This window comes from Pseudomonas sp. SWRI99, assembly GCF_014270125.1.
Lineage (GTDB): Bacteria > Pseudomonadota > Gammaproteobacteria > Pseudomonadales > Pseudomonadaceae > Aquipseudomonas > Aquipseudomonas hamedanensis.
Map to the genome: position 1 here is coordinate 260,629 of NZ_JABWQR010000002.1, position 25,206 is coordinate 285,834.

Sequence of the window (25,206 nt, forward strand, 5' to 3'; positions counted from 1 at the left end):
GTCCATTTATCGCCGCTATCGAGCTAAGGATTTCTCGCCTCGTCCGGCATCGACAAACGCTAACAAATGCCACGAAATGAAACTGTAGGACGCTTCCGGGAATGTCTTAGGAGATGGCAAACGTAACCACTTTTCGCCGGGCAAAAAAAAGCGGCGCTTCATGCGCCGCTTTTTTATTTGCGGTTGTTTACCAACGGTTGCCACGGCCGTTGTGGTCACGACGATTGCTGTGGCGGTCGTAGTTGCCGCGACCCCGGTGGTCGTTGTCCCAGCCACCGCGACGGTGGCCTTCCCAGCGTCCGCGATCATTGCCGTGCCAGCGACGGCTTTCGTAATAACGCGGGGCCGGTTGATAGTGACGTGGCGCCTGGTAATAACGCGGTTGCTGGTAGTACCGCGGCGCCGGCTGGTAGTAGCGCGGCTGGGTGTAATAGGTGCCGCCGCTGCGGTAATAAGAGCCGCCACCGCTGTAGTACCCCGGTGCGGGTGATGTGTAGACCTCTGACCTGTAATAGCTGTCTCCATAGGAATAAGGGACGCATCCGCCAAGGGAAAAAAGCATCACGGCAAGCATTAGGATTCGGCGATACATGGCGGCCTCCTGGACCGCGGGTTGGCCACACCAGCGACGCTGGCAGGCGACAATCATCAATTGGGTGACTGTCGAAGAATCAGACAGCGATTTCGGAATCTGGTGCGTTCCTGCAACAAGTTGAAACAAGTGATTATGAAATCTTGTTAATCCGCAAATGGCCGATCAATTGAACCCCGGACACGCTGCATGACGGTGCAACCGCGCACCACCACGATGCGCCATCGATCGCCCCGCCCACCTCGGCAATCCAGCAGATCCCCGCCCCAGAGGCCTCGGCCGGACTTGGCACGTCTCTCGCTTTAGCAAACCCGTGCAGGAGTCATCACAGGTTCGCGGCACCACAATTTGCAATGGCTGACTAGGGTTCCGGCTCGCAAACGCGAGTGGCTGGTCCGAGAGTTGGCGACCTCCAGTTGAGGTTACACGGCGGGACAAAAGCCCGGGAGACAAGCCACCGTTCGCGGTGCCGCGTTGCCTTCCTGTCCGCCCTCGATCAACTGGAGAATCCGCCATGACCCGACTACGTTTACCCGCCCTGCTCGCCGCCGCCTTCGCCGCGCTCATCAGCACCCAGTCTTTCGCCGCACAGAAAGACCACTTCAGCGTCTGCTGGACCATCTACGCCGGTTGGATGCCGTGGGAATACGCCGGCAGCCAAGGCATCGTCGACAAATGGGCGAAGAAGTACGGGATCAAGATCGACGTCGTGCAGCTCAACGATTACGTCGAATCGATCAACCAGTACACCGCCGGCCAGTTCGACGGCTGCACCATGACCAACATGGACGCGCTGACCATTCCCGCCGCCGGTGGCGTCGACAGCACTGCGCTGATCGTCAGCGACTTCTCCAACGGCAACGACGGCATCGTGATCAAGGGCGAAGGCAAGAAAGTCGCCGATCTCAAGGGCATGGACGTCAATCTGGTCGAGCTGTCCGTCTCGCATTATCTGTTGGCCCGTGCGCTGGATTCGGTAGACCTGACCGAGAAAGACCTGAAAGTGGTCAACACCTCCGACGCCGACATTGCCGCCGCTTTCAACACCGACGAAGTCAACGCCGTGACCACCTGGAACCCGATGCTCTCGGATATCAAGGCCAAACCCGGCGTCACCGAAGTGTTCAATTCCAGCCAGATTCCCGGCGAGATCATGGACATGATGGTGGTCAACAGCGCGACCCTCAAAGACAACCCGGCGCTGGGCAAAGCCCTGACCGGTGCGTGGTTCGAAGTGGTCGCTCTGATGAACGCGAAGAACGCCGCGAGCAAAGCCGCGCTGGAACACATGGCCAAGGCCTCGGGCACCGATCTGGCCGGATTCCAGGCGCAACTGGACACCACCAGGTTGTTCGCCACACCGAGCGAAGCGCTGAGTTTCGCCACCAGCAAGCAACTGCCGGACACCCTGCGCAAGGTCGCCGAGTTCTCCTTCGAACACGGCTTGCTTGGCGAAGGCGCGAAAGATTCCAGCGCGGTCGGCATGAGCTTCGCCAACGGCGTGACCAGCGGCGACACCGCCAACATCAAGCTGCGTTTCGATCCGACCTACGTGCAGATGGCCGCCGACGCCAAGCTGTAAGCCACGGAGGATTTGGCCATGCGCCTGATCAATCGCCACCCCGATCGCCCGAGTCGCCTGTTGCTGGTGATCCTGCCGTTCGCGCTTGTGCTGTTCGCCTACTTCACAGGCTCGGCCGAGCGCCTGGCGGACAACCCCAACGACAAACTGCTGCCCAGCGCCGTGCAGATGAGCGACGCGGTGAAACGCCTGGCGTTCAACGCCGACAGCCGCACCGGTGAATACCTGCTGTGGCAAGACACCGCGTCGAGTCTGCGGCGCTTGGCCATCGGCCTCGGCATCGCCGCACTGGCCGGGCTGTGCCTGGGCATCGCCGCCGGTACTCTGCCGCTGTTCGGCGCGCCGTTGTCGCCGCTGCTGACGGTGCTGTCGATGGTGCCTCCGCTGGCGATCCTGCCGATTCTGTTCATCGTCTTCGGGCTGGGCGAGTTGTCGAAAGTCATGCTGATTGTCATCGGCATCACTCCGGCGCTGGCTCGCGATCTGGAACAACGTGCCCGCGACATCCCGGCCGAACTGCTGATCAAGGCACAGACGCTCGGCGCCTCGACCTGGACGCTGATGCTGCGCGTGGTCCTGCCGCAGTTGTTGCCGCGCTTGCTGATCTCACTGCGCTTGATGCTCGGCTCGGCGTGGCTGTTCCTGATTGCCGCCGAAGCCATTGCCTCGACCGATGGCCTCGGCTACCGGATCTTTCTGGTGCGCCGTTACCTGGCGATGGACGTGATTTTGCCGTACGTGGTGTGGATCACCCTGCTCGCCTGGCTGATGGACTGGGGCTTGAAACAGCTGACCCGCCGGGCCTTTCCTTGGTACGAGGGGGCGGCAAAATGAGCTTCATCACGGTGAAAAACGTCTGGCAACAATACGCCGATCAAGTGGTGCTCGAAGGCTTGAACCTGAGCGTCAACGAGGGTGAGTTCTGCACCCTGGTCGGTGCGTCCGGATGCGGTAAATCGACTTTCCTGCGCCTGCTGCTCGGCCAGGAAACTGCCAGTCGCGGCGAGATCCTGCTCGACGGCCAACCCTTGGCCAGCGAACCCGATGCCAGTCGTGGCGTGGTGTTCCAGCGCTATTCGGTGTTCCCGCATTTGAGCGTGCTCGACAACGTCGCCCTTGGCCTCGAATTACCGCGCGCGCCATTGCTGGGTCGGCTGTTCGGTAGCGCCAAACGCGAGGTCCGCGAGCAGGCAGCGGCGCTGCTGGACAAAGTCGGCCTCGGCCACGCCCTGGACAAATACCCGGCGCAACTGTCCGGCGGTATGCAGCAACGCTTGGCGATTGCCCAGGCGCTGATCATGAAACCGCGCGTGTTGCTGCTTGACGAGCCGTTTGGCGCACTCGATCCGGGCATCCGCAAAGACATGCATGCGCTGCTGCTGGAGTTGTGGCGCGAGACCCGGCTGACGGTGTTCATGGTCACTCACGACTTGTCCGAGGGCTTCAATCTCGGCACACGCCTGCTGGTGTTCGACAAGGTTCGCCTCGACCCCCACGCCCCCGGCGCCTATGGCGCACGCATCACCTACGACATCCCGTTGAACAGCGACCGCCGCGCCCGGCGCGCCGCCGTCGAGGCCCTGCCGCTGCCGCTGGCGGGCACCCTTCGCACTGCTTGAGAGGACTGCTTTGATGAACCAGCCGATGACCGATTCGACCCAACTGTTTCCGCCCTTCGCTGAAGAACTGCTGCCGGGTGGCGGCCACCGCTCGTTCGTACTGAAGCGCGGACAATTGCTGCGCCTGACCGACCTGCGCGGCGGCGCCAACGTCAGCCTGACTTTGCTCAACGCCAATGAAAAAACCGAGCGGCTGAACCTGCCCGACAGCCTCAAATGCCAACACACCGCCAAACTCACCGCCGGCCATTGCCTGTACTCGGACATGGGCCGCGTCCTGGCCGCGATCACTGCCGACACCTGCGGCTGGAGTGACAGCCTCGGCGGCGTGCTCTGCGCTGAGGAAGTCGCCGAAAAGTACGGTCAGGGCCGTTACCAGGAACTGCGCAACGGTTTCTTCCGCAACGGCACCGACAACCTGTTGGTGGAACTCGGCAAGTGGGGCCTGGGCCTGTCCGACCTGCTGATGACCCTCAATCTGTTCAGCCGGGTCAACGTCGATGAGGCCGGGCGCTTCCACTTCGTCGAAGGTCATTCGAAGGCCGGCGATTACATCGAGTTGTACGCGCCGATGGACACGCTGGTGGTGCTCACCGCCCTGCAACATCCGATGGATCCGTCCCCTGATTACGCACCGAAACCATTGAAGCTGAGCTGGATGAACGCCGACGCCAGCGTCGCCGAACACTGCCGCACCTCGCGCCCGGAGAACGAGCGCGGCTTCATCAACACCGACCGTTTGTTCGCCTGAGGATCGCTGCCATGTCACTCGCAATCGCCACTTCGCAAAAGCAAGCCGACAGCGCGATCTACCGCGCGACCATTCCTGCCGGCGAACCCTGGCTGATGGAAGTCAAGGCCGGCCAGACCCTGCGTATCCTCGACCTTGAGGGCAATCAAGCGGTCGACACGTTGTTCTACAGCCTCGCCAATCCCAGGGAACGCTATGACGTGCAACGCACCTTGCGCCGGCAGAACAGCGTCTACCTGAGCACTGGCAGCGTGCTGTATTCCAACCTCGGCCGGCCGATGCTGACCATCGTCGCCGACACCTGCGGACGCCACGACACCCTCGGCGGAGCTTGCGCGCAGGAGAGCAACACCGTGCGCTACGCCCTGGAAAAACGCTACATGCACAGCTGCCGCGACAACTATCTGCGCGCCTGCGCCCACGACGGGCGTCTGGGCAAAAGCGACATCGGGCCGAACATCAACTTCTTCATGAACGTGCCAGTGACGGCGGATGGCGGGCTGACCTTCGAGGACGGGATTTCGGCGCCGGGCAAGTACGTCGATTTGCGCGCGGAGATGGACGTGATCGTGCTGATTTCCAACTGCCCGCAGTTGAACAATCCGTGCAATGCCTACAACCCGACACCGGCGGAGTTGCTGGTATGGAACTGAAAATCAGCCGTTTGCGGCGTTGGCTTTTTGCACTGTGCCAGGCGCGGTCCGGGCAGTGCCTGAAAGCTTCAAGACACTGATAGTCCTGTGGGAGCTGGCTTGCCAGCGATTGCGGTGTTTCAGTCACCAACAATGTTGGATGTGCCGACCTCATCGCTGGCAAGCCAGCTCCCACAGGAGTTTGCGGTGAGTTTGAATGATGTTCTTTCCATCCGGGACGGCCCGGATGTCTGTCGAAAAACAGCGGGACGGCCCGCTTGCCCTTCAGGGGTTATGCCATGTTCGAAAAAATTCTCATCGCCAACCGTGGCGCGATTGCCTGTCGCATCCTGCGCACGATTGACGTGCTGAAAGCCAAAGGCGTCGCCGTGTATGCCGAAGCCGACGCTGCCAGCCTGCACATCGCCCAAGCCGCTGAAGCGCACAGTCTCGGCGAAGGCGCGGCGTCCACGACCTATCTGGCGGTCGACAAAATTCTTGCGATTGCCCAACAAAGCGGCGCGACGGCCATTCATCCTGGCTACGGATTCTTGTCGGAAAACGCAGCCTTCGCCGAAGCCTGCGAAGCCCGGGGCATCGCCTTCATCGGCCCGACGCCTGCGCAACTGCGGGTGTTCGGTCTCAAGCACACTGCCCGCGCGCTGGCCAAACAGCACGGCGTACCGATGCTCGAAGGCAGCGACCTGCTCGACAGCCTCGACGCCGCACTGACCGCCGCCGAACACGTCGGCTACCCGGTGATGCTGAAAAGCACGGCTGGCGGCGGTGGCATTGGCATGCGTGTGTGCCGCAGCGCCAGCGAATTGAGCGAATCGTTCGACGCGGTGAAACGCCTCGGCCAGAACAATTTCAGCGACGCCGGTGTGTTCATCGAGAAATACATCGAGCGCGCGCGGCATCTGGAAGTACAGGTGTTCGGCGACGGTCGCGGTGAAGTCATCGCCCTTGGTGTGCGCGACTGCTCGGTGCAGCGGCGCAACCAGAAAGTCTTCGAAGAAACCCCGGCGCCCAACCTGCCCGAGGGCATGGCCGATGAGCTGTGCGCTGCGGCGATAAAACTGGCCAAAGCCGTCAGTTACCGCAGCGCCGGCACCGTCGAATTCGTCTTCGACAGCGAGGCGCAGCGTTTCTATTTTCTTGAAGTGAATACGCGGTTGCAGGTCGAGCACGGCGTCACCGAACAGGTGTGGGGCGTGGATCTGGTGCGCTGGATGATCGAACTGGCCGCCGATGATCTGCCGCCCCTGCACGAGCTGTATCAAGGGCTGGATCCGCAGGGTCATGCCATTCAGGCCCGTCTGTACGCGGAAGACCCGGGGCGCGACTTTCAGCCAAGTCCGGGCCTGCTGACCGCTGTACAATTCCCGCCGGCCAACGGTGTTGAGTTGCGCATCGACACTTGGGTCGAGGCCGGCGTCGAGATCCCGCCGTATTTCGATCCGATGATTGCCAAGGTCATCACTTGGGCGCCGAGCCGTGAACAGGCGCGCGCCGAACTGCATCAAGCGCTGGGCGGCAGCCTGCTGTACGGCGTGGAAACCAACCGCGATTACCTACGCCAGATTTTGCTCGACGCTCCGTTCGCCAGTGGTGAGCCGTGGACCCGTTGCCTGGAAAAGCTTGTCTACCGCGCCAACACTTTCGAGGTGCTCAGTGCCGGCACGCAGACCACGGTGCAGGATTATCCCGGGCGCCTCGGTTACTGGGCCGTTGGCGTGCCACCTTCGGGTCCGATGGACAGTCATGCGCTGCGCCTGGGCAACCGCCTGCTCGGCAACGAAGAAGGCGCAGCCGCGCTGGAAATCACCATGAATGGGCCGTTGCTGCGCTTCAATTGCGATGCCGTGGTCGCCGTGACCGGCGCGCCGATCGCCTTGGCGCTTGAGGGTGAAAACGTACCGATGAACACCGCGCTGCTGATCCCGGCAGGCGCGACGTTGCATTTGGGCAACCTCGACGGTGCCGGGGCGCGCAGTTATCTGTGCCTGCGCGGCGGCTTGCAGGTCCCGGATTATCTGGGCAGCAAAAGCACCTTCACCCTCGGCCAGTTTGGCGGTCACGGCGGACGGGCGTTACGCGCCGGCGACGTGTTGCATGCGCCGGCATTGACCGACCGCAGCGCCGGCCAACAGCTCGCCGAACACCACATCACCGCGTTGCCCGACGTGCGGCAGATCCGGGTGATCTACGGTCCGCACGGTGCGCCGGAATATTTCACGGAAAACTACATCGACACGTTTTTCGCCACGCAATGGGAGGTGCACTTCAATTCCAGCCGCACCGGCGTGCGCCTGATCGGACCGAAGCCGGAATGGGTGCGTGCCGACGGTGGCGAAGCGGGGCTGCATCCGTCGAACATTCATGACAATCCGTATGCGATGGGTGCGGTGGATTTCACCGGGGACATGCCGGTGATTCTTGGCCCGGATGGCCCGAGTCTGGGCGGGTTTGTCTGCCCGGTGACGGTGATTGAGGCCGATCTGTGGCAGTTGGGACAGCTCAAGGCCGGCGATAAAATCCAGTTCATCCCCGTCGCTCTGACTGACGCCCGCGATCTTGCCCTGAAATGGGATCAATGTAGGAGTGAGCCTGCTCGCGATGAAGTTCACGCGGTGTCTGATCTGGCCTCTTCGCGAGCAGGCTCACTCCTACAGGGGATCGTGTCGCCTGTGGTTCTTGAGTTGGGTCATGGGGATCGGCGGCTTGTCGGGCGGGTCTCTGGCGACACGCATCTGCTGCTGGAAATCGGCGCGCCCGAACTCGATCTGGTCCTGCGCTTCCGCGCCCACGCGCTGATGCAAGCGCTGGAAAGCAAAACCCTGCACGGTGTGATCGACCTCACCCCGGGCATTCGTTCGCTGCAAGTGCACTACCAACCCGAGCAACTGCCGCTGACCGATCTGCTTGGCATCATCGCCGGCGAATGGGACGCGGTGTGCGCCGCCAAGGACCTGCAAGTGCCGTCGCGTATCGTGCATTTGCCGCTGTCCTGGGATGACCCGGCCTGCCAATTGGCCATCGAAAAATACATGACCACCGTGCGCAAGGACGCGCCATGGTGCCCGAGCAATCTGGAGTTCATCCGGCGCATCAACGACCTGCCGAATCTCGACGAAGTGCAGCGCACGGTATTCGATGCGAGCTATCTGGTGATGGGCCTTGGCGACGTCTACCTCGGCGCGCCGGTGGCCACACCGCTGGATCCGCGCCATCGTCTGGTGACGACCAAATACAACCCGGCGCGGACCTGGACCGCCGAGAATTCGGTCGGCATCGGCGGTGCGTATATGTGCGTGTACGGCATGGAAGGTCCGGGCGGTTATCAGTTCGTCGGGCGCACGTTGCAGATGTGGAATCGCTACCGCGAGGTGGCCGCGTTCGATGGCAAACCATGGCTGCTGCGCTTCTTCGATCAGATTCGGTTCTACCCGGTCAGCGCCGAAGAACTGCTGCGTATTCGCCGCGACTTCCCGCTCGGTCGCTTCGACCTGAACATCGAGCACAGCCAGCTCAACCTCGCCGACTATCAGGCCTTTCTAAGCCAGGAGGCCGAGGGCATCAGCGCCTTTCGCGCGCAGCAACAGGGCGCCTTCAACGCCGAACGCGAACGCTGGATCGCCAGCGGCCAGGCTCACTTCGACAGCGAAGAAGCGGTGCCGGAAGCAAACGAAGACGCGCCACTGGCCAGCGATCAGCACAGCGTCGACAGCCACATCGCCGGCAATCTCTGGCAGGTCCAGGTCGAGGCCGGTCAGCGTGTCGCGGCGGGCGATGTACTGGTGATTCTCGAGTCGATGAAGATGGAAATCCCCCTGCTCGCACCGCTGGCCGGCGTGGTGCGCGAGATTCGCGTGCAACCGGGTTCGGCGGTACGCGCCGGGCAACGGGTCGTGGTGCTGGAACTCGACTGAAGCCATTTGGATAAGGACCAACTGATGAATCTGCAACTCGATGCACTGCGCCAGGCCTATCGCAATGGCCAGACCACACCGCGCCAATTGCTGTTGGCACTGCGGGAGAAAGCCGCTGCGCTGAACCCGGATTACCACCTGTTCATTCATCTGCTCAGCATTGAAGAACTGGAACCCTACCTCGCCGCTCTCGACGGTCGCGACCTCGACAGCCTGCCGCTGTACGGCGTGCCGTTCGCGATCAAGGACAATATTGACCTGGCCGGCATTGCCACCACCGCCGCGTGCCCGGCGTTTGCTTATGTGCCGCAGCGTTCGGCGACCATCGTCGAGCAACTGCTGGCGCTGGGCGCGATTCCGCTGGGCAAGACCAATCTTGATCAATTCGCCACGGGCCTCAATGGCAGTCGCTCACCTTATGGTGCGTGCCCCAACAGCGTGTTGAAGGAATATCCATCAGGCGGTTCCAGCGCCGGGTCGTCCCTGGCGGTGGCGCTGGGCGTGGCAAGTTTTGCCTTGGGCACCGACACTGCCGGCTCGGGCCGGGTGCCGGCGGCGCTGAACAATCTGGTCGGTTTGAAGGCGAGCAAAGGGCTGATTTCCACCGCTGGTGTGCTGCCCGCGTGCCGCACGCTGGACTGCGTAACCACGTTCACCGCCACCGCCCGTGAGGCCAGTCAGTTGCTGGCGCTGACGGCAAAACCCGATCCTCGCGATGAATACAGTCGCCCCAATCCTGCATGGAATGACGGCTCGGCCTTCGGCGCACCACGGCCGTTTCGCTTCGGCGTGCCACGGGCGCAGGATCTGCAGTTTTTCGGTTGCAGCGAAGGCCCGCGATTGTTCGCAGACGCGGTCGAACGGCTCAAGGCCCTGGGTGGCAAAGCGGTCGAGCTGGACCTGTCGCCGTTCCTCGAAGCGGCGCGTTTGCTCTATGACGGGCCGTGGGTCGCCGAGCGCTACAGCGTTGCCGGTGAACTGATGGAACAAAATCCCCAAGCGGTGCTGCCGGTAATCCGGGCGGTGCTGGCGAAGGCGCCGGCCGTGACCGGCGTGCAGACTTTCCGCGCGCAGTATCGATTGCAGGCCTTGAAGGCCGTTTGCGATGAGGCACTGGAAAATCTCGACTGTGTGCTGACGCCGACCATCGGCCGTCCGGTGACGCTGGCGGAGCTTGCCGCCGAACCGGTGCTGCGCAACTCCGAGCTGGGTTACTACACCAACTTCATGAACCTGCTCGATTACGCTGCCGTTGCCGTGCCGACCGCATTCATGAGCAACGGTTTGCCGTGGGGCGTGACGTTGTTTGGTCGGGTGTTTACCGATCAATACTTGCTGAGCGTGGCGGATGCGTTGCAGCGTCAGCAGCAAACCGCACTGCCAACTCCAGCAAATACTGCGCGCAATGACCGCGCGCGGCTCGTGGTCTGCGGCGCGCATTTGCAAGGTTTGGCCTTGAACTGGCAGTTGACCCAGCGTGGCGGGAAACTGATGGAAACCACGTTCAGTTCGCCGGACTATCGACTGCACGCCTTGGCCGGCGGCCCTCCGCTGCGGCCGGGCATGGTGCGGGTGAAGGACGGCGGCGTGGCGATTGCCGTGGAGGTCTGGGAATTGCTGAGCAGCGAACTGGGCTCGTTCCTCACCGGCATTCCAGCGCCGCTGGGGTTGGGCAAGGTGCAACTGGCGGACGGGCGCTGGGAGAGCGGGTTTATCTGTGAGCCGTATGGACTGGAGGGTGCGGTGGATATCAGCCATTTGGGGGGATGGCGGGCGTATCTGAAAACCCTGAACACATAATTCAATAACACTGCAAAACTCCTGTGGGAGCGGGCTTGCCCGCGAAGGCGTCAGGTCAGCCACATCACGGCTGAATGACCCACCGCCTTCGCGAGCAAGCCCGCTCCCACAGGGTTGCGTTTGGCCAGCGAACGCAGGAACGACCATTCGCGCCGCACAGGGAGCAGTTATTTGCGCGCTGTGCCACTAGAATGCTTCCCATCGGGCCACTGCCAACGGAACTGCCATGCCGCTTCGTTCTTCGCTGTACTCGCAACGCTCACTGGTGCTCACCCTGGTCACCCTGCTCGGCGCCGGGTTTCTCGCCACGTCGCTGCTGAGCTACTACGCCTCGCGCGCGTCAATCCGCGACAATATCGTCAACACCGAACTGCCGCTGACGTCCGACACGGTCTATTCGGAAATTCAGAAAGACCTGGTCCGGCCGATCCTGATTTCTTCGATGATGTCGCGCGACACCTTCATGCGCGACTGGGTGGTCAACGGTGAGCAGAACCCCGAGCAGATGACCCGCTACCTCGACGAGGTGATGACCCATTACGGCGCCTACACCGCGTTTTTCGTATCCAACACCAGCCTGACCTATTACCACGCCAAAGGCGTGCTCAAGCAGGTCAAGATCGATGAGCCGCGCGATGCCTGGTACTTCCGCGTGCGCGACATGAAAGATCCGTACGAGATCAACGTCGACCCGGATCTGGCCAACAAGGACAACCTGACCTTTTTCATCAACTACAAGGTCTACGACTATCACAACCGATTCATTGGCGCGGCAGGCGTTGGCCTGACCGTCGATGCGGTGATCAAACTGATCGACAAGTATCAACAGCGTTATCAACGCAGCGTTTACTTCGTCGACACCTTCGGCCGCCTCGTCTTGACCGGCGCCGAGGGTGGCCCGGAAGGTGCGCGCATTGGTCAGGGCCTCGGCGAACTGGAGAGCATGAAAAGTCTGGTCAGCCAGTTGCCCAAACCGCACAGCGGCAGCTACGAATATTCCACCCACGGCCAGGGGCATTTTCTCAACGTGCGGTTTATCCCCGAGTTGAACTGGTACCTGTTTGTCGACAAACGCGAAGACGGCGCGCTGAGTGAAATCCGCCAGTCGCTGTATCTCAATCTGCTGATCTGCCTGCTGGTGACGTTGAGCGTGCTGGCGTTGCTCAACCGCGTGATCAAGCGCTTCCAGAGCAAAATCCACGCCCAGGCCACCCTCGACAGCCTCACGGAACTGCCGAACCGCCGCGGCTTCGACATTCTCGCTGTGCAAGCCCTGCACGAAGCCCAACGCGAGACCCGACCGCTGACCGCGTTGCTGCTCGACCTCGATCACTTCAAGGCGTTGAACGACACCTATGGGCACATGGCCGGCGATCAAATACTGATCGGTTTCGCCCGGGATCTGCAAAGCTGTCTGCGCCATGCCGATATCGTCTGCCGCTGGGGCGGTGAGGAATTTATCGTTTTGTTGAAGGACACCGACGGTGACACCGGTCAGAAAATTGCCGAGAAGATCCGTCAACACGTCGAACAACACGAATATGCCTACAACGGCCACAGCCTTCATCTGACCGTCAGCATCGGTGCCACCACCCTGCAACGCGAGGACACCTTGCACAGTCTGCTGTCCCGGGCCGACCATGCGATGTACCGAGCCAAACAAACCGGGCGCAACCGCACCTGCATGGAAATGCCGCACTCGACCTATGCCTGATACCGACGTCAAACCCGACCACTGCCCGGCCTGCGGCGCACGCAACGATTGCAGCCTCGCCGACCCGCGTACCGCCGACCGCGAATGCTGGTGCTACGCCGTGACGATCGACCCGGCCGTGCTTGAAGCTCTGCCCCCAGCATTACGCGACAAGTCCTGCCTGTGTCCGCGTTGCGCCCAGGTCGAGGCGCAACTGCAAGCGGCCAAGCCAGCGATCCCGTAAGATGCGCGGCCCTTTATCCGTTGAAATCTGACCATGCGCGTCGACCGTTTCCTCAGTAATCTGCCCCGCTACAACCGCCAGCAGGTTCGCCTGTTGCTGGTGGAAAAGCGCGTGCGGGTCGACGGAAAAATCGTCAGCGATCCGCACAGTGAAGTGCTGGAATTCAGCCGGGTCGAAGTCGACGATGAGGTCCTGCAGAGCGGCAAGGCGGCGCGCTACTTCATGCTGCACAAACCGCCAGGCTGCGTCAGCGCCACCCGCGATCCGCAGCATATGACCGTGCTCGACCTGTTCGATGAGCCGGACAAGGACGACCTGCACATTGCCGGGCGTCTGGATTTCAATACCACCGGTCTGATGTTGATCACCAACGATGGCGCCTGGTCGCGCCGCCTGACCCAGCCGCAAACGAAACTGCCGAAGGTCTATTACGTTGAGACCGAGCAGGACATCGGCGCGGACTATGCGCAGAAATTTGCCGAGGGCATCTACTTCGCCTTCGAGGACCTGACCACGCAACCGGCGCAGCTCGAGCTGCTCGGCCCACGCTCGGCGCGGCTGAGCATCGTTGAAGGCCGTTATCATCAGGTCAAGCGCATGTTCGGTTTCTTCGACAACAAAGTCCTGCGCCTGCACCGCGAGTCGATGGGCGAACTGGCCCTGGATAACGCGCTAAAACCGGGCGAATACCGCGCTTTGCGCACCGAAGAGATCCATTTGTTCTAAGCCGGCGACCGCTCAGCCGAAGTTGTCGAACAATTTGCCAACGGCACTTGCGTGATCCTGAGTCCCCTGCTTGAATCAGGACGTCGGCCGAAATGTGACCGATGAGTCACCACATACTTCCAAGAAACTTTTTGCCGGTCGTCAGTCCCAAGGACTGCGCCTCAGCCGGCAATCTGCCCGCCAATAACAACACCCGTCGACCTGCCGTACCGGATCGACATGGGCCAGCAAATTCCAGGCGTATGCCTACCTGTCACAAAGCTCGTGCAATCTCGATTGCGCGCATACCCGCTTGCTTGCCAGGAGTCTTATGACATGAGGCCAGAAATCGCTGTGCTGGATATACAGGGTCAGTATCGGGTTTACACGGAGTTCTATCGCGCAGACGCCGCAGAAAAGACCATCATTCTGGTCAACGGCTCGATGGCCACGACTGCGTCGTTTGCACAGACCGTGAAAAACCTGCACCCGCAATTCAACGTGGTCTGCTACGACCAGCCCTACGCGGGACGGTCCAAATCCCACAACCTGCACGAGAAACATCTGACCAAGGAAGTCGAAGGGCAGATTCTGCTGGAGCTGATCGATCACTTCGCCGCCGAACACGTGCTGTCGTTCTCCTGGGGCGGCGCCGCGACGCTGGTCGCCCTCGCCCAGCAGCCACGACGCATCGAAAAAGCCGTGATCAGCTCATTCTCACCAGTAATCAACGCGCACATGCTCGATTACCTCGAACGCGGCGTCGACTACCTCGGCAGCCGGGACGGCGACCGGGTCGGCCATCTGGTCAACAACACCATCGGCAAACACCTTCCGTCGTTGTTCAAACGCTTCAACTACCGCCACGTCAGCAGCCTGGCCGAGCATGAATACGGGCAGATGCACTTCCACATCAACGACGTGCTGCACAGCGATCGGCAGTGCTATTTGAATGCGGCGAAAAAGATCAACGTACCGGTGCTGTTTTTAAACGGCGAATGGGACGAATACACCGCCGCCGAAGACGCGCGCCTGTTCGGCAACCATGTGGCGCACAGCAGCTTCATGACTCTGCAAGCCACCGGGCACTTTCTGGACATGGAGCACAAAGCCGCCTGCCGCGACAGCCAGAACGCCCTGCTCGGCTTTCTGAAACCTGCGCCGCAGGCCAGCCGAACGCGCTACTCGTTTGTGCAGGATCAACATGCATTGGCCATTTGAAACAGCGTCATCACGGGCAGGGCTGCACGCTTGAGGTGTCTGTTTGCACCGGCGCAGCCCTTGCTCGCGATTGACCGTTTTGTGCGTACAAAAGCCATCGGATAGAAAAGAAAACTTCAAATCCGTGGCCGACTCTGGTACAAAGTCAGCCGCTCTGAGCGGGTATAGTTTAGTGGTAGAACGAAAGCTTCCCAAGCTTTAGATGAGGGTTCGATTCCCTCTACCCGCTCCACCGAATATTGATCTCGCGTTGTGTTGTCTGACGAGGGATGCAGCAATAGAAAAACCGGCCTTGATGGCCGGTTTTTTTGTGTCTGGAATTTGGTAGAAGACAATTTCAGGGAAAACCTTTCAGTTTCAAAAGAACACATTCCGAATAAATTAAATCCATTTTTTCGTGTTTTATCTGAATCGATGGCACGTAACATCTGTTATTTTGGATTTATCCTATACTTCAGACGTTCCTTTGTTCATTAAGAGATTCTGTCATGCTGGACCTTGATCTCAGCACACCCGCCGAAATCGTCAAACGCATCTGCGGTCGGCTTCGTAAGGAACGGCTCGCTTTGGAAATGACTCAGGCTGATGTGGCTGCACGCGCCGGTATCGGAATAAACACCGTATCCAATCTGGAGTCTGGACGTAACGTCGGTTTCGAGAGTCTGGTGCGCGTTGCAATGGTGCTCGGACGAGGAAGAGAACTCGAAGACCTGTTCCAGCCGAAGCTCGAAACCCTGGAAGATATTCTGCGTTACGAAAACAGCGCCAAGCGTCAGCGCATCAAAAGGAAACCTGACAATGCTTGAAAGAGTTGACGTTTATTACGACGGTTGGGGTGAGCGCTGGCTGTGGGGATCGCTTGTTTCCACCACAGCCTTGACCGGGCGTCCGTTGATCGTGTTCGAGTACAGCGACGAGGCAAAGAAAAAAGGCTTGGAACTGTCCTCCCTTCGCCTCCCTTTAGCGGGTGGGAAACTACGGCGAGATTTTCCATCGCATCAAATGGGTCTTCCCGGCCCTGTATATGATGCGTTGCCGGATGGTTGGGGCATGCTTCTGATGGATCGCTTGTTCAAACGTCGCGGCCTCAACGCTGCGCGCATTGGTCCTCTGGAGCGTTTGGCCTACGTCGGCGGAAACGCGATGGGCGCCATGTCGTTCGAGCCTGTCGCTCCCGAGCTACTGGTAGCGGCTACCCATGGCCCGATTGAAGTGCTGGCGGCTGAAGTACGCGAAGTGCTCAACGGTGAAGGTACAGAGTTGCTGCAGAAATTATTGTTGGTGGGTGGCTCGCCGCAAGGTGCCAGACCCAAGGGTTTGGTATATCGCGATCCCGAAACCGGGACGTTTACCACGGCGGCTGCTTCTGGATTCGAAGCCTGGCTGGTGAAATTCCCCGGTCAGGGCGAGCATCCCGAAGTCTGCGCAGTCGAAATGGCCTATTCACAATGCCTGCGTTTGTGCGGCATTGAGACGCCTGATAGCCAACACTTCCGCCTGCCTGACGGGATGGCCGCTTTCGCCAGCAAACGCTTTGATCGACAGAACGGCCTGCGCATCCCCATGCAGAGTCTGGCAGCCCTGACGGGAGCCGACTTTCGATCCCCCGGCGCATTGGATTACGTGAACTTTCTCCGCGCTACCCATCACTGCACTAATGACGTGCGCGAAAAAGCGCTGGCCTTCGAACGTGCGGTTTTCAACGTCGCGTTCAACAACCGGGATGATCATCCGAAGAATTTTGCCTACCTCATGTCGTCTGCCGGCGAGTGGAAGTTGTCGCCTGCCTTCGACGTAACCTTTTGCGAAGGGCCCGGTGGTTATCACCAAATGGATGTCATGGGTGAAGCTTTGGAGGTTGGCCGCAAAGAGATGCTGAGGCTTGCGCAAGAAGCGGAAGTCTCCAGCCACAAAGCGCAGGACGTGATCGATCGAATTTGCGCTGTTGCCAGCCGGTTTTCGACAATTGCTGCCGAGCTGCTTCCGAACGAGATAACCCCAGAGACTTTGCAAGTCATTCAAAACAGGATCGATATCAACGCCGCCCTCCTTCGTTGAACCGACAGCTACGTTCGCTCAACCAGTCGCTACAGGCTGATTGATGCGCCTTCGTTTTGCCGCGTTAATTTTCATGGCAAAACACTGCAACACACCCACCTCTCCTCGAAATATGCGCGGCCTAGACTGACTTGACCACCTTGCTGGACGGGCACCCATGGCCGCACGGTAGCAAGTCTATTGATCTGTACATATCAGTAGGTATAGTAACCACCAAGCACACCACAAGGAGGTGTTGTGAATAGCCGTTTTTTAATCGGACAACTCGTCGCAGACGGTTGGTTTCTGGTGCGCATCAGGGGCAGCCATCATCACTTCAAGCATCCGACCAAACCTGGACTGGTAACGGTGCCGCATCCGAAAAAGGATCTGCTCAAAAAAACGGCCATCAGTATTTTGCAACAGGCCATGCTCTGAATCCGTTCTCAGTGCTGCCATGGAGGATCACGAACATGCTTTACCCGATTGCGATTTCAATAGGCGATGAGGAACACGCTTGGGGAGTTGAGGTGCCGGACATTCCCGGCTGTTTTTCTGCCGGCGAAGACCTCGATGACGCCGTCGCCATGGCGCGCGAGGCGATCGAAGGTCATTTCGAAATTCTGGCAGACGACGGTGCGCCGATTCCACCGGCCAGCAAATTGGGCCTGCATGTCGCCAATCCGAAGTACGCCGGATGCGCGTGGGCGGTAGTGGATATCGACGTGGTCAAATACCTTGGCAAAGCACAGAAGCTCAACATCACTCTGCCGGGGCACTTGCTCAATCGCATTGATGAATACGTGTTGCATCATCCAGAGGAAAAAAGCCGATCGGGATTTCTGGCTTCGGCGGCGTTGAAGGTATTGCAGCAAGGTTAAAAAACTCTTACTGACCAACCGGCTCTCAGTAGCTGGTTTTTTCATGTTTGAAGCTTGCACCAATGCATCCAGTACATGCCTTGAAATTCAATGTTGAACGCCCGTCCGAAAGGCGCATTCAAGATTGCCTCTCCAGTCAGTAACGACTAGCATCTCCCATATCGGGAGGAGGCATGGATGCGGATAATTGCAAGAGCGACGCCAAGACAATTTTGGGAAAGCACACCAGCTCATGCTGATGCTAAAACACCGCTTGTTGAATGGTATTGCCATATGGAAAAGGCGATTTATCGAACTCCGCAAGAGGTTAAAGCCGAGCTGAGAACGGCCAGTGTCCTCAGGGGAGCCAGGGTGGTATTCAATATCGGCGGGAATAAATATCGAGTGATTCTGGCGATCGACTACCAACGGCAACTCGGCTTTATCCGCTTCGTTGGGACCCACGCTCAATACGACCAGATCAACGCGGAGACCGTTTAATGAACATCAAACCCATTCGTAGCCCGGAAGACCTGACCGCAGCATTGCTGCGCATGGAACAGCTGTGGGGTGCAGAAATCGAATCGCCGGAAGGCGATGAGTTGGAAATTCTCGCGCTGCTGATTGAAAAGTATGAGGAGAAGAATTTTCCGATGCCGCCTTCTGATCCCATTGAAGCCATCAAATTTCGTATGGATCAGCAAGGTTTGACGCCGCGGGATCTTGAGCCCTTTATCGGCACTAGCGGCCGTGTTTCGGAAGTGTTGAACCGCAAGCGCAAGCTGAGTCTGGCAATGATCAAACGTCTGCACGATGGCTTGTGTATTCCTTATGAATGCCTGCTCGCCAGTGTCTGATGCAGAGAGATATCGCATAAAAAACCGGTCGCAATGACCGGTTTCTTTTTGCCCGAAAATCAGCGCTGCCCACCCGCCCCCTCACCCTGGCCCTCTCACGAGGGAGAAGGAACCGACTGAGTTCTTTTCCAGAGTCGCGCCGACCTGAAACAACCTGCCGAACTAAAAAGAGAGACGCGTCATTCACCGAGTCGCAACAATAAACAGCCGTGGAAACGGCAACAGCACTGAGCCATCAGCCAATGCGGGATAAGCCTCTGAAACAGCTGCCAGATACCGTTCCAGATACTGCGCCCGCTCCTCCTCGGTCAGCGGATTCAAAAACGGAATCAACCCGCTGCCCTTGAACCACTCCACTACCCCTGCCGCCCCACCCGGCAACTGATGGTGATAAGTCGTACGCCACACATCGACGCGGTTGCAGTGCGGCCGCAGCATCGAGAAATACTCAGTGGCACTGGCCATGTCGGTGCGCTGCCCGGCGGCGCCGCTGAGCTTGCTCGCCCACGGCCCGTTGGCGGCCACTTCGCGCATCAAGCGGTGGGACGGTTCGTTGAGGTTATCCGGCATCTGGATCGCCAGGCTGCCACCGGCGGCAAGTTTGCTCACCAGGGCTGGCAGCAACGAGGCGTGATCAGGCACCCATTGCAGGACCGCGTTGGCGAAGATCACATCGAACGGGCCGGCATCGGCCCATCGGTCGATCTCGGCCACCGCAAACTGCAACCCGGGCAGGCGCTTGCGCGCGGCATCGATCATGTCCGCCGAACTGTCCAGACCACTGACATTCGCCTCGGGAAACCGCTGCACCAGCAACTCCGTGGAATTACCAGGCCCACAACCGATATCCACCACCGCCCGCGCCTGCGCTGTGGGAATCGCCGCCAGCAGATCACGGGCCGGGCGGGTGCGTTCATCTTCGAAAGCGACGTATTGCTGGGCAGACCAACTCATGGCGTTCTCCTGTCGGGACGTTCTGGCAACGTGGGAAAAACAGCTGCCGATACGATACAGCGATCCGCGCGGCGTGCCTTCCCTACCAAAGTCCTGAGACGTGATTTGTAAACAGAATTTTCAGCGCAACGTCGCTGTCTGAATTTCAAGCTCCCAAAAACAAGGACTTCCATCATGAAATTCGCAAAAATTGCCCAGAAACTTGCCCTGTGGGCCGGTAGCCCGAAGACGTTCATGGGGGCGTTGATCCTGATTGGGTTGTGGGGTTTGAGTGGACCGATTTTTGGCTACAACGATACCTGGCAACTGATCATCAATACCTCGACGACGATCATTACGTTCCTGATGGTCTTCCTGATTCAGAACACGCAAAACCGTGACACCGACATTCTGCATTTAAAGCTTGATGAATTGCTGCGGGTGAACAAGGAAGCGCAGAACGCAATGCTCGGGCTGGAGGCGCTGGATCTCAAGCAACTGGAGGCGTTGCGCCGGCATTACCGTTCGTTGGGCGAAAGCGAGGTGTTCAATCTTGACGGGCTGGGGGACAAGAGCAAGTCGAAACAGAATCTGAATGAGTGCTGAGCAAATTCAAGTGAGGGCAACAGACAGGAGCGAGGCTGCTCGCGAAGCCGGTGTTTCAGCGAATAGTGGTTCGCCTGAAACTCCGCCTTCGCGAGCAGGCTCGCTCCCATAGGGGACACATCGCATTTCAACTGGCGGGCGCAAAAAACCTTCGGCAGTGCCTGCATCAAGCAGGTACCGCCGAAGGCTCGGGCCGCGTTACAACCATTCGGTGAGATTAGCGACTGGCCTGCAACGCGCGGGCCTTCTCCAGATGGCTCTGCAGTTTCGGCAAAGTCTCATCGGCAAAGGCTTTGATTTCCGGTACGTCGGTGGTCTTCGCCTGCTGCTCGATCTGGGTGATGGCCTCTTCGGTGGCCTTGACCTGGCTGGCGGCGTAGGCCTGATCGAACGTGGCGCCGTCCTGCACTTGCGGCATCAGCGCCTTGGCCTTGTCGGCCAGTTCTTCGCGGGGCGCGACAGGCAGGTCGAGCTTCTTGGCGATTTTCGCCAAATGCTGGTTGGCAGTCGTGCGGTCGTTGATGACGACGATGGTGTAATCCTTGACCTCTTTGGATTCGGCTTTGCCATGGGCCAAGCGGCTGGCCTCGATGTCGGCCATGCCTTTGGCTGACGCATCGTTGATGAATTCGGCAGGCGACTGGGCAAAGGCACTGTTCGCGCACAGGCTGAACAGGGCGACAAAACTGACGTTGCGTATACGGGTGGCCATCCGGCTCATGGTCGCGCCCTCCTTCGTTGAAAATTCAAGCAGGCACTGGAGCGCCCTGCGGCTGAAATGTTCGTGGCGAGCCAACGCCCGCCTCAGTTAGGAATCCTTTGGCGGTCAAAGGTTTAGAAAAATCCTCCGGGCCGCGACGAACGGCGCCGTCAGTGAACGCGCCCGCGCGTCGCCGGACAGCTTTCTGCCGGACCTCACGCCTTGTTCGGCATCAGCCCCGGCAGCGCGTGCATCAGCGCGTTGATAGCAAAACCGATGAACATCACTCCGCACAACCGGGTGATGAGCAGTTCGTGACGCTGATACACCGTGCGCACCCGCTGCGCCCCGACCACGCCGATGAGGATGGCGTAGGCCAGCGCGCCACCGACAAAACTCAGGGCAATCAGCGCCGGCAGCATCGACCAGTTGAGCAATTCGGCGCGACTCGACAGCAACGCGGTAAACGTTGCCACCGCCACCGGGTAGGCCTTGGGGTTGGTCAACCCGAATACGATGCCGTGCCAGAACGGGTTGCGCGCCGCCCCCTGCGGCTCGTCACCGTTGCGCCGTCGCGCACGCACGGCGCGCCAGCCGAGCCAGAACAGATACAAGCCGCTGAGCACACCCAGTACATCAAACGCGGTGCTGCCGATTTCCCGGGCGCCGACAATCGCGATCAGCGCCGTGCTGCACCAGACCACATCGCCCAGCAAGTGCCCGCACAGAAATCCGGCCCCGGCCCGTCGCCCATGAGCGGCGCCAATGCCGAACACCGCCAGCACACCTGGCCCCGGCGTGATGCCGTAGATGAAACCCGAGGCCAGAATGGCCATAAGCAACGATGGAGTCATGGAAAACCTGCAAGTGCCAGAACACGTGGCCGCCAGTCTATATCAGCCGACTGCGCCGGATCACGGTTCGTCGTGAAAACGCATGCCGGCGTACGGTTTCTGCCGACAGGCCGCCAGTCGCGAGGCGAGATCGCCGACGTGCACTTCCAGTTTGTGTCCGTCGGGGTCGAGAAAGTAGAACGACGCGCCTTCGCTGCGGTTATCCCGCCACGCCTCGACGTCGACCGTTCGCAAGTGCTGCACGAAAACCGGGAAATCCGCCGCGCTCACGCTGAAGGCGTAATGCGTGTAATCGGCACAGGGCTCGGTCTTGCGCAACGGATCAAGCGATAGACACAGCCACAGCCCCCGCAAGGACAGATAAGCACCGCTATCCCACGTGGCCTCGACGCGCAGTTGCAGCACATCGCGATAGAAGCGCAGGCTGCGATTCAGATCGCTGACTGCCAAGGTCAGGTGGTTGAGGCCGGTGAGCATCGATTCAATAACCTCTGAGGTCTTCGGGAACAGTGTATTGCTCGCCATCATAGGTCAGGGTGATTCGGGTTTGTTTAAGGTGCGTGGTTTTCGAGAGGCACTCTTTGCCTGACCGGGTGTTTTTCACACGGGTGCCGTTGCTGATGACGAGCAGATCAGCCAGACCATGGTGGCTGGCCGGGCCAATCTCGACGGTGCGGCGAACCTGTTTGACATAGCCGTCGCAGTCGCCGGTGAATTCACCGTTGTTCTTGTAGACCACCAAACCTTCAAGCACCGGTCGCAACTCATTGCCTTCGCGGATATACAGCGCCAGATCAGTTTTCTCATACGGCATAGCGCGAGAGCTGTGGGCGAATTTCGAACGCACACCAAAGGCCCTGACATCCGACGCCAGCCAATAGCGCCCGGTGTCGATGCGCAGGTCATCGAAGCGAATCGCGTCGGAGTTGTAAGCGCCGGGTTTGCGGTAAGTGGCGATGGGCTTGGCGTCGCTTGCATTGACGATTGCCAGATCGAGATCGAACACCCCGACGTCTTCGTCATCCGAATCCGCCAGATAAGTGGATTTGGCGGCAATCGCCTGATTCTGCATGGAGGGCCAGACCTTGCAGCGCGACAGGGATTTGCCATCGAAGGCTTTGATGTCGCAAGACGCCTGGGCTTGAGTGGCCAGGGCAAGAAGGCTTAGGGCAATCAGCAGAGGGGCACGGGGAAACATGGTGTTCTTCCTTGATAAAAGTCGTTTGAAGCAGGCCGGTTACAAGCCTTTGAAGCCTTGCGGCAGCACGTAGGATTTGCCGTCATAACGCAATGTGGTCAGGGCAGGTTTATAAACTGTGGAGCTGTCCTTACAAGCCTCCCCCTTTCCCGCACTGGTTGTGCCAGTCTGCTGAGTCTTGACGATCAGGTCCGCGTAACCGTGAGAGCTGGTTTTTGCCACTTCCACCGTTCTGGTCATTTCACTTCGCTGACCGGTGCAATCGTCGTCCCATTCACCGCTGAACTGGTAAACCAATAATTTTTGCAAGACCGGGCGCAACGTTGCGCCCTCTTTGACGTAGAGCGAAAGCTGAACTTCTTCCAGCGGATTGAGCCGCGATGCGTTAGTAAAACGGGCGCGCACGCCGAAGGCACGAAGGTCGGTGGTGAGTGTGTAGCGTGCCGTATCGAGTGACATCTGCGATAACGCTACGCCATCCGATTCGTATGCAGAAGTTTGACCATAAGTGGCGACAGGGTTGCTTTGCCCGTCTTGCGCAACAGACAAGTCGAGATCATAGAACCCGTGCGTGCCGCCTTCGCCGTCATCAGCGGAGGGCTTGAAACCTGCTTTGGCGCTGATGGTCTGTCCAGGATAAGCCGGCCATTCCTTGCACACCGAAAAATCCAGATCACCCGACACGGCGGGCGGTGTGCAATCAGCCGGCGCCTGCCCCGCCACCAAACACCCGCAGAGCACTGCACCGCCGAACCACCTGGACTTCGCTGTCACTTTGCCGCTCCTTGATAACGGTTTCAGCGGCGTACTATCCACTGCTCTACCCTGTGATTCAACAATCCAACTCCAAATTGCGAAAGCGCATTCCAAAAGTGGGAGCGAGCCTGCTCGCGAAGGCGTCTTCACAGACGCCGCCAATCTCAATACTTGTCCAGCGTGCGCAATTTCTGCGGCAAACCCCACAGCAGCAAAGCGGCCGCAATCAGCGCCGCGACGCCGATGACATACAGCGCCGGGGTGGTGCTGCCGGTCAGGTCCTTGATGCGTCCGACCATGACCGGGCTGACGATCCCGCCAAATTGCCCCAGGGTATTGATCACCGCGATCCCGCCTGCCGCGCCGGCACCGGCGCCTGCCAGCAATTTCGGTGGCAGGGTCCAGAAGCTCGGAATCGAAGCGATGATGCCTGCGCCGAGCAGCCCCAGAGCGACGATCAGAAATGTCGTGTGGCTGGCGAAGATCCCCGCGCTGAAGAAGCCTATCGCGCCGACGACCACCAGCCCGGCGACAAACTTGCGCCGCTCACCCGTGGCGTCGGACAGGCGTCCGATCACCACCATGCTGATCGCACCGCAGATGTAGGGAATGGCGGTCAGTAGACCGATCATCACCGGGCTTTCGGTGCCGGCGCTGCGGATCAATTGCGGTGCCCAGAAATTCAGGCCGTAGGACGCGACCTGAATCAGGAAGTAGATCAAACCCAACGTCAGGAAACCGGGAATTTTCAGCGCCGCGAGCAATGAGCCGCCGCTCTTGTGTGGCTCGTGATGGGCGATGCGGCTGGAGAGCAGTTTCTTTTCGTCAGCGGTGAGCCAGTGCGCATCCTCGATGCGGTCTTTGAGCTGCGTAAGCACCAGAAACCCAAGACCGATGCACGGCACGCCACCGAGCAGGAACAGCCAGTGCCAGCCGCGCATCTGCAATACGCCGTCGAGGTGTTGCAGCACCAGCCCGGAGAACGGCGCGCCGACCAGTCCGGCGAACGCCGAGGCGAGAAACAGCATCGACGTGATGCGGCCTCGGAAATGCTGCGGAAACCACAGTGTCAGGTAATACAGCACACCCGGGGCGAACCCGGCTTCCATCGCGCCGATCAGAAAGCGCAACGCGTAGAATTGCCATTCGCTGGTGACGAAGACCATCAACGCCGTCGCCACACCCCACGACATCATGATCCGTGCAATCCAGCGCCGCGCGCCGACCTTGTACAGCATCATGTTGCTCGGCACTTCGAACAGCACGTAACCGACCACGAACAGCCCGGCGCCGAGGCCATAAGCGGTGTCGCTCAGACTCAGGTCAGTCTGCAACTGGAATTTGGCAAAGCTGATGTTGATGCGATCAAAAAAGGCAAACAGGTAGCAGACCATGATCAGCGGCATCAGGCGCCAGGCGACTTTGCTGATCAGGGCTTTTTCGGCGTCGTGATCGACGGACGGATTCACGCCCGCCTCCAATACGTTGAGGCTCATGGTTTTTTCTCCAGGCGGACTGCCGATGGGCGTCCGATTGTTTTTGTTGTCTGGTATGCGGTTTCAACTGTAGGAGTGAGCCTGCTCGCGATGGCGGTGTGTCAGGCAACCTATGCGGCGCCTGATACACCGCTATCG

The 25,206-nt window shown here is 59.7% G+C and carries 26 protein-coding genes, 1 tRNA gene and 1 riboswitch; of the genes, 19 read left to right on the forward strand and 8 right to left on the reverse strand.

Annotation, left to right across the window (positions count from 1 at the left end; all coding sequences use genetic code 11):
* Positions 1-187 precede the first annotated feature (187 nt).
* Positions 188-592, reverse strand: coding sequence for a hypothetical protein (locus tag HU743_RS02825; RefSeq protein ID WP_186646777.1), 405 nt, complete (start codon positions 590-592; stop codon positions 188-190).
* 350 nt (positions 593-942) lie between these two features.
* Positions 943-1,043, forward strand: a riboswitch (guanidine-I (ykkC/yxkD leader).
* A 63-nt stretch (positions 1,044-1,106) separates the two neighbouring features.
* Between HU743_RS02825 and HU743_RS02830 the strand changes: the two genes are divergently transcribed.
* The 18 genes from HU743_RS02830 to HU743_RS02915 all read left to right on the forward strand — a co-directional run bounded on the left by HU743_RS02830 (position 1,107) and on the right by HU743_RS02915 (position 18,525).
* On the forward strand, positions 1,107-2,174 hold the full coding sequence (locus HU743_RS02830; RefSeq protein ID WP_186646779.1) for a putative urea ABC transporter substrate-binding protein: 1,068 nt from the start codon (positions 1,107-1,109) through the stop codon (positions 2,172-2,174).
* An 18-nt stretch (positions 2,175-2,192) separates the two neighbouring features.
* Positions 2,193-3,008, forward strand: a complete 816-nt coding sequence (locus HU743_RS02835; RefSeq protein ID WP_186548921.1) for an ABC transporter permease — start codon at positions 2,193-2,195, stop codon at positions 3,006-3,008.
* Positions 3,005-3,793: an ABC transporter ATP-binding protein gene (locus tag HU743_RS02840; protein ID WP_186646781.1), complete on the forward strand. Its 789-nt coding sequence runs from the start codon at positions 3,005-3,007 to the stop codon at positions 3,791-3,793. The genes HU743_RS02835 and HU743_RS02840 overlap by 4 nt, the downstream gene beginning before the upstream one ends.
* A 25-nt stretch (positions 3,794-3,818) precedes the next feature.
* Positions 3,819-4,544, forward strand: coding sequence for an urea amidolyase associated protein UAAP1 (locus tag HU743_RS02845; protein ID WP_186646826.1), 726 nt, complete (start codon positions 3,819-3,821; stop codon positions 4,542-4,544).
* A gap of 11 nt (positions 4,545-4,555) precedes the next feature.
* Positions 4,556-5,197, forward strand: coding sequence for an urea amidolyase associated protein UAAP2 (locus HU743_RS02850; RefSeq protein ID WP_186621938.1), 642 nt, complete (start codon positions 4,556-4,558; stop codon positions 5,195-5,197).
* Positions 5,198-5,475: 278 nt separating this feature from the next.
* Positions 5,476-9,108, forward strand: a complete 3,633-nt coding sequence (uca, locus tag HU743_RS02855) for an urea carboxylase (RefSeq protein WP_186646783.1) — start codon at positions 5,476-5,478, stop codon at positions 9,106-9,108.
* A gap of 24 nt (positions 9,109-9,132) precedes the next feature.
* Positions 9,133-10,908, forward strand: a complete 1,776-nt coding sequence (gene atzF / locus HU743_RS02860; RefSeq protein ID WP_186646786.1) for an allophanate hydrolase — start codon at positions 9,133-9,135, stop codon at positions 10,906-10,908.
* Between the two features lie 226 nt (positions 10,909-11,134).
* Positions 11,135-12,622 (forward strand): sensor domain-containing diguanylate cyclase, encoded by a 1,488-nt coding sequence (locus tag HU743_RS02865; RefSeq protein ID WP_186646788.1) that lies wholly within the window; start codon positions 11,135-11,137, stop codon positions 12,620-12,622.
* Positions 12,615-12,845, forward strand: coding sequence for a cysteine-rich CWC family protein (locus HU743_RS02870; RefSeq protein ID WP_186646790.1), 231 nt, complete (start codon positions 12,615-12,617; stop codon positions 12,843-12,845). The genes HU743_RS02865 and HU743_RS02870 overlap by 8 nt, the downstream gene beginning before the upstream one ends.
* Positions 12,846-12,878: 33 nt before the next feature.
* Positions 12,879-13,571, forward strand: coding sequence for a pseudouridine synthase (locus tag HU743_RS02875; protein WP_186646792.1), 693 nt, complete (start codon positions 12,879-12,881; stop codon positions 13,569-13,571).
* A gap of 315 nt (positions 13,572-13,886) precedes the next feature.
* Positions 13,887-14,771: an alpha/beta hydrolase gene (locus tag HU743_RS02880; protein WP_186646794.1), complete on the forward strand. Its 885-nt coding sequence runs from the start codon at positions 13,887-13,889 to the stop codon at positions 14,769-14,771.
* Positions 14,772-14,929: 158 nt separating this feature from the next.
* Positions 14,930-15,003: transfer RNA gene (locus HU743_RS02885), tRNA-Gly, on the forward strand.
* A 256-nt stretch (positions 15,004-15,259) separates the two neighbouring features.
* The gene (locus tag HU743_RS02890; protein ID WP_186646803.1) at positions 15,260-15,577 is read left to right on the forward strand and encodes a helix-turn-helix transcriptional regulator; all 318 of its coding nucleotides are present in this window, start codon (positions 15,260-15,262) and stop codon (positions 15,575-15,577) included.
* Complete coding sequence (locus tag HU743_RS02895) at positions 15,570-16,829, forward strand: type II toxin-antitoxin system HipA family toxin (protein ID WP_186646805.1); 1,260 nt, start codon at positions 15,570-15,572, stop codon at positions 16,827-16,829. The genes HU743_RS02890 and HU743_RS02895 overlap by 8 nt, the downstream gene beginning before the upstream one ends.
* Before the next feature lie 237 nt (positions 16,830-17,066).
* The gene (locus HU743_RS02900; RefSeq protein ID WP_016771297.1) at positions 17,067-17,246 is read left to right on the forward strand and encodes a type II toxin-antitoxin system HicA family toxin; all 180 of its coding nucleotides are present in this window, start codon (positions 17,067-17,069) and stop codon (positions 17,244-17,246) included.
* 35 nt (positions 17,247-17,281) lie between these two features.
* The gene (locus HU743_RS02905) at positions 17,282-17,689 is read left to right on the forward strand and encodes a type II toxin-antitoxin system HicB family antitoxin (RefSeq protein ID WP_186646807.1); all 408 of its coding nucleotides are present in this window, start codon (positions 17,282-17,284) and stop codon (positions 17,687-17,689) included.
* 177 nt (positions 17,690-17,866) lie between these two features.
* Positions 17,867-18,169 (forward strand): type II toxin-antitoxin system HigB family toxin, encoded by a 303-nt coding sequence (locus tag HU743_RS02910; RefSeq protein WP_186646809.1) that lies wholly within the window; start codon positions 17,867-17,869, stop codon positions 18,167-18,169.
* Positions 18,169-18,525: a transcriptional regulator gene (locus HU743_RS02915; RefSeq protein WP_186646811.1), complete on the forward strand. Its 357-nt coding sequence runs from the start codon at positions 18,169-18,171 to the stop codon at positions 18,523-18,525. Before HU743_RS02910 ends, HU743_RS02915 begins: the two co-directional genes overlap by 1 nt.
* A gap of 183 nt (positions 18,526-18,708) precedes the next feature.
* On the opposite strand, the gene tam is transcribed toward HU743_RS02915, so the two are convergent.
* A complete protein-coding gene (gene tam / locus HU743_RS02920; RefSeq protein ID WP_186646813.1) occupies positions 18,709-19,479 on the reverse strand; it encodes a trans-aconitate 2-methyltransferase in 771 nt (256 codons plus the stop codon).
* 174 nt (positions 19,480-19,653) lie between these two features.
* Here tam and HU743_RS02925 point away from each other — a divergent pair, with 174 nt between their 5' ends.
* Positions 19,654-20,064 carry a low affinity iron permease family protein gene (locus HU743_RS02925; protein ID WP_186646815.1) on the forward strand — a complete coding sequence of 137 codons (411 nt, stop codon included), beginning with the start codon at positions 19,654-19,656 and terminating at the stop codon, positions 20,062-20,064.
* A 217-nt stretch (positions 20,065-20,281) separates the two neighbouring features.
* On the opposite strand, the gene HU743_RS02930 is transcribed toward HU743_RS02925, so the two are convergent.
* The 6 genes from HU743_RS02930 to HU743_RS02955 form a co-directional block, all read right to left on the reverse strand.
* Positions 20,282-20,785 (reverse strand): DUF4142 domain-containing protein, encoded by a 504-nt coding sequence (locus HU743_RS02930; protein WP_186646816.1) that lies wholly within the window; start codon positions 20,783-20,785, stop codon positions 20,282-20,284.
* A 194-nt stretch (positions 20,786-20,979) separates the two neighbouring features.
* Complete coding sequence (locus HU743_RS02935; RefSeq protein ID WP_186548950.1) at positions 20,980-21,618, reverse strand: LysE family translocator; 639 nt, start codon at positions 21,616-21,618, stop codon at positions 20,980-20,982.
* 60 nt (positions 21,619-21,678) lie between these two features.
* On the reverse strand, positions 21,679-22,095 hold the full coding sequence (fos, locus tag HU743_RS02940) for a fosfomycin resistance glutathione transferase (RefSeq protein ID WP_186646818.1): 417 nt from the start codon (positions 22,093-22,095) through the stop codon (positions 21,679-21,681).
* 4 nt (positions 22,096-22,099) lie between these two features.
* Positions 22,100-22,816, reverse strand: a complete 717-nt coding sequence (locus HU743_RS02945) for a hypothetical protein (RefSeq protein WP_186646820.1) — start codon at positions 22,814-22,816, stop codon at positions 22,100-22,102.
* 39 nt (positions 22,817-22,855) lie between these two features.
* Positions 22,856-23,590 (reverse strand): hypothetical protein, encoded by a 735-nt coding sequence (locus HU743_RS02950; protein ID WP_186646822.1) that lies wholly within the window; start codon positions 23,588-23,590, stop codon positions 22,856-22,858.
* 146 nt (positions 23,591-23,736) lie between these two features.
* Positions 23,737-25,068 (reverse strand): MFS transporter, encoded by a 1,332-nt coding sequence (locus tag HU743_RS02955; protein ID WP_186634384.1) that lies wholly within the window; start codon positions 25,066-25,068, stop codon positions 23,737-23,739.
* Positions 25,069-25,206: the final 138 nt, after the last annotated feature.

Excerpts from the sequence above, each read along its gene's own strand:
- fos (WP_186646818.1), bottom strand. The coding sequence starts at position 22,095 with ATGCTCACCGGCCTCAACCACCTGACCTTGGCAGTCAGCGATCTGAAT.
- HU743_RS02825 (WP_186646777.1), bottom strand. The coding sequence starts at position 592 with ATGTATCGCCGAATCCTAATGCTTGCCGTGATGCTTTTTTCCCTTGGC.
- HU743_RS02875 (WP_186646792.1), top strand. The coding sequence starts at position 12,879 with ATGCGCGTCGACCGTTTCCTCAGTAATCTGCCCCGCTACAACCGCCAG.
- HU743_RS02955 (WP_186634384.1), bottom strand. The coding sequence starts at position 25,068 with ATGAGCCTCAACGTATTGGAGGCGGGCGTGAATCCGTCCGTCGATCAC.
- HU743_RS02830 (WP_186646779.1), top strand. The coding sequence starts at position 1,107 with ATGACCCGACTACGTTTACCCGCCCTGCTCGCCGCCGCCTTCGCCGCG.
- HU743_RS02850 (WP_186621938.1), top strand. The coding sequence starts at position 4,556 with ATGTCACTCGCAATCGCCACTTCGCAAAAGCAAGCCGACAGCGCGATC.
- HU743_RS02935 (WP_186548950.1), bottom strand. The coding sequence starts at position 21,618 with ATGACTCCATCGTTGCTTATGGCCATTCTGGCCTCGGGTTTCATCTAC.
- HU743_RS02925 (WP_186646815.1), top strand. The coding sequence starts at position 19,654 with ATGAAATTCGCAAAAATTGCCCAGAAACTTGCCCTGTGGGCCGGTAGC.
- HU743_RS02840 (WP_186646781.1), top strand. The coding sequence starts at position 3,005 with ATGAGCTTCATCACGGTGAAAAACGTCTGGCAACAATACGCCGATCAA.
- HU743_RS02865 (WP_186646788.1), top strand. The coding sequence starts at position 11,135 with ATGCCGCTTCGTTCTTCGCTGTACTCGCAACGCTCACTGGTGCTCACC.
- HU743_RS02890 (WP_186646803.1), top strand. The coding sequence starts at position 15,260 with ATGCTGGACCTTGATCTCAGCACACCCGCCGAAATCGTCAAACGCATC.
- HU743_RS02910 (WP_186646809.1), top strand. The coding sequence starts at position 17,867 with ATGCGGATAATTGCAAGAGCGACGCCAAGACAATTTTGGGAAAGCACA.
- HU743_RS02930 (WP_186646816.1), bottom strand. The coding sequence starts at position 20,785 with ATGAGCCGGATGGCCACCCGTATACGCAACGTCAGTTTTGTCGCCCTG.
- HU743_RS02905 (WP_186646807.1), top strand. The coding sequence starts at position 17,282 with ATGCTTTACCCGATTGCGATTTCAATAGGCGATGAGGAACACGCTTGG.
- atzF (WP_186646786.1), top strand. The coding sequence starts at position 9,133 with ATGAATCTGCAACTCGATGCACTGCGCCAGGCCTATCGCAATGGCCAG.
- HU743_RS02915 (WP_186646811.1), top strand. The coding sequence starts at position 18,169 with ATGAACATCAAACCCATTCGTAGCCCGGAAGACCTGACCGCAGCATTG.
- HU743_RS02880 (WP_186646794.1), top strand. The coding sequence starts at position 13,887 with ATGAGGCCAGAAATCGCTGTGCTGGATATACAGGGTCAGTATCGGGTT.
- HU743_RS02845 (WP_186646826.1), top strand. The coding sequence starts at position 3,819 with ATGACCGATTCGACCCAACTGTTTCCGCCCTTCGCTGAAGAACTGCTG.
- tam (WP_186646813.1), bottom strand. The coding sequence starts at position 19,479 with ATGAGTTGGTCTGCCCAGCAATACGTCGCTTTCGAAGATGAACGCACC.
- HU743_RS02835 (WP_186548921.1), top strand. The coding sequence starts at position 2,193 with ATGCGCCTGATCAATCGCCACCCCGATCGCCCGAGTCGCCTGTTGCTG.
- uca (WP_186646783.1), top strand. The coding sequence starts at position 5,476 with ATGTTCGAAAAAATTCTCATCGCCAACCGTGGCGCGATTGCCTGTCGC.
- HU743_RS02870 (WP_186646790.1), top strand. The coding sequence starts at position 12,615 with ATGCCTGATACCGACGTCAAACCCGACCACTGCCCGGCCTGCGGCGCA.
- HU743_RS02945 (WP_186646820.1), bottom strand. The coding sequence starts at position 22,816 with ATGTTTCCCCGTGCCCCTCTGCTGATTGCCCTAAGCCTTCTTGCCCTG.
- HU743_RS02895 (WP_186646805.1), top strand. The coding sequence starts at position 15,570 with ATGCTTGAAAGAGTTGACGTTTATTACGACGGTTGGGGTGAGCGCTGG.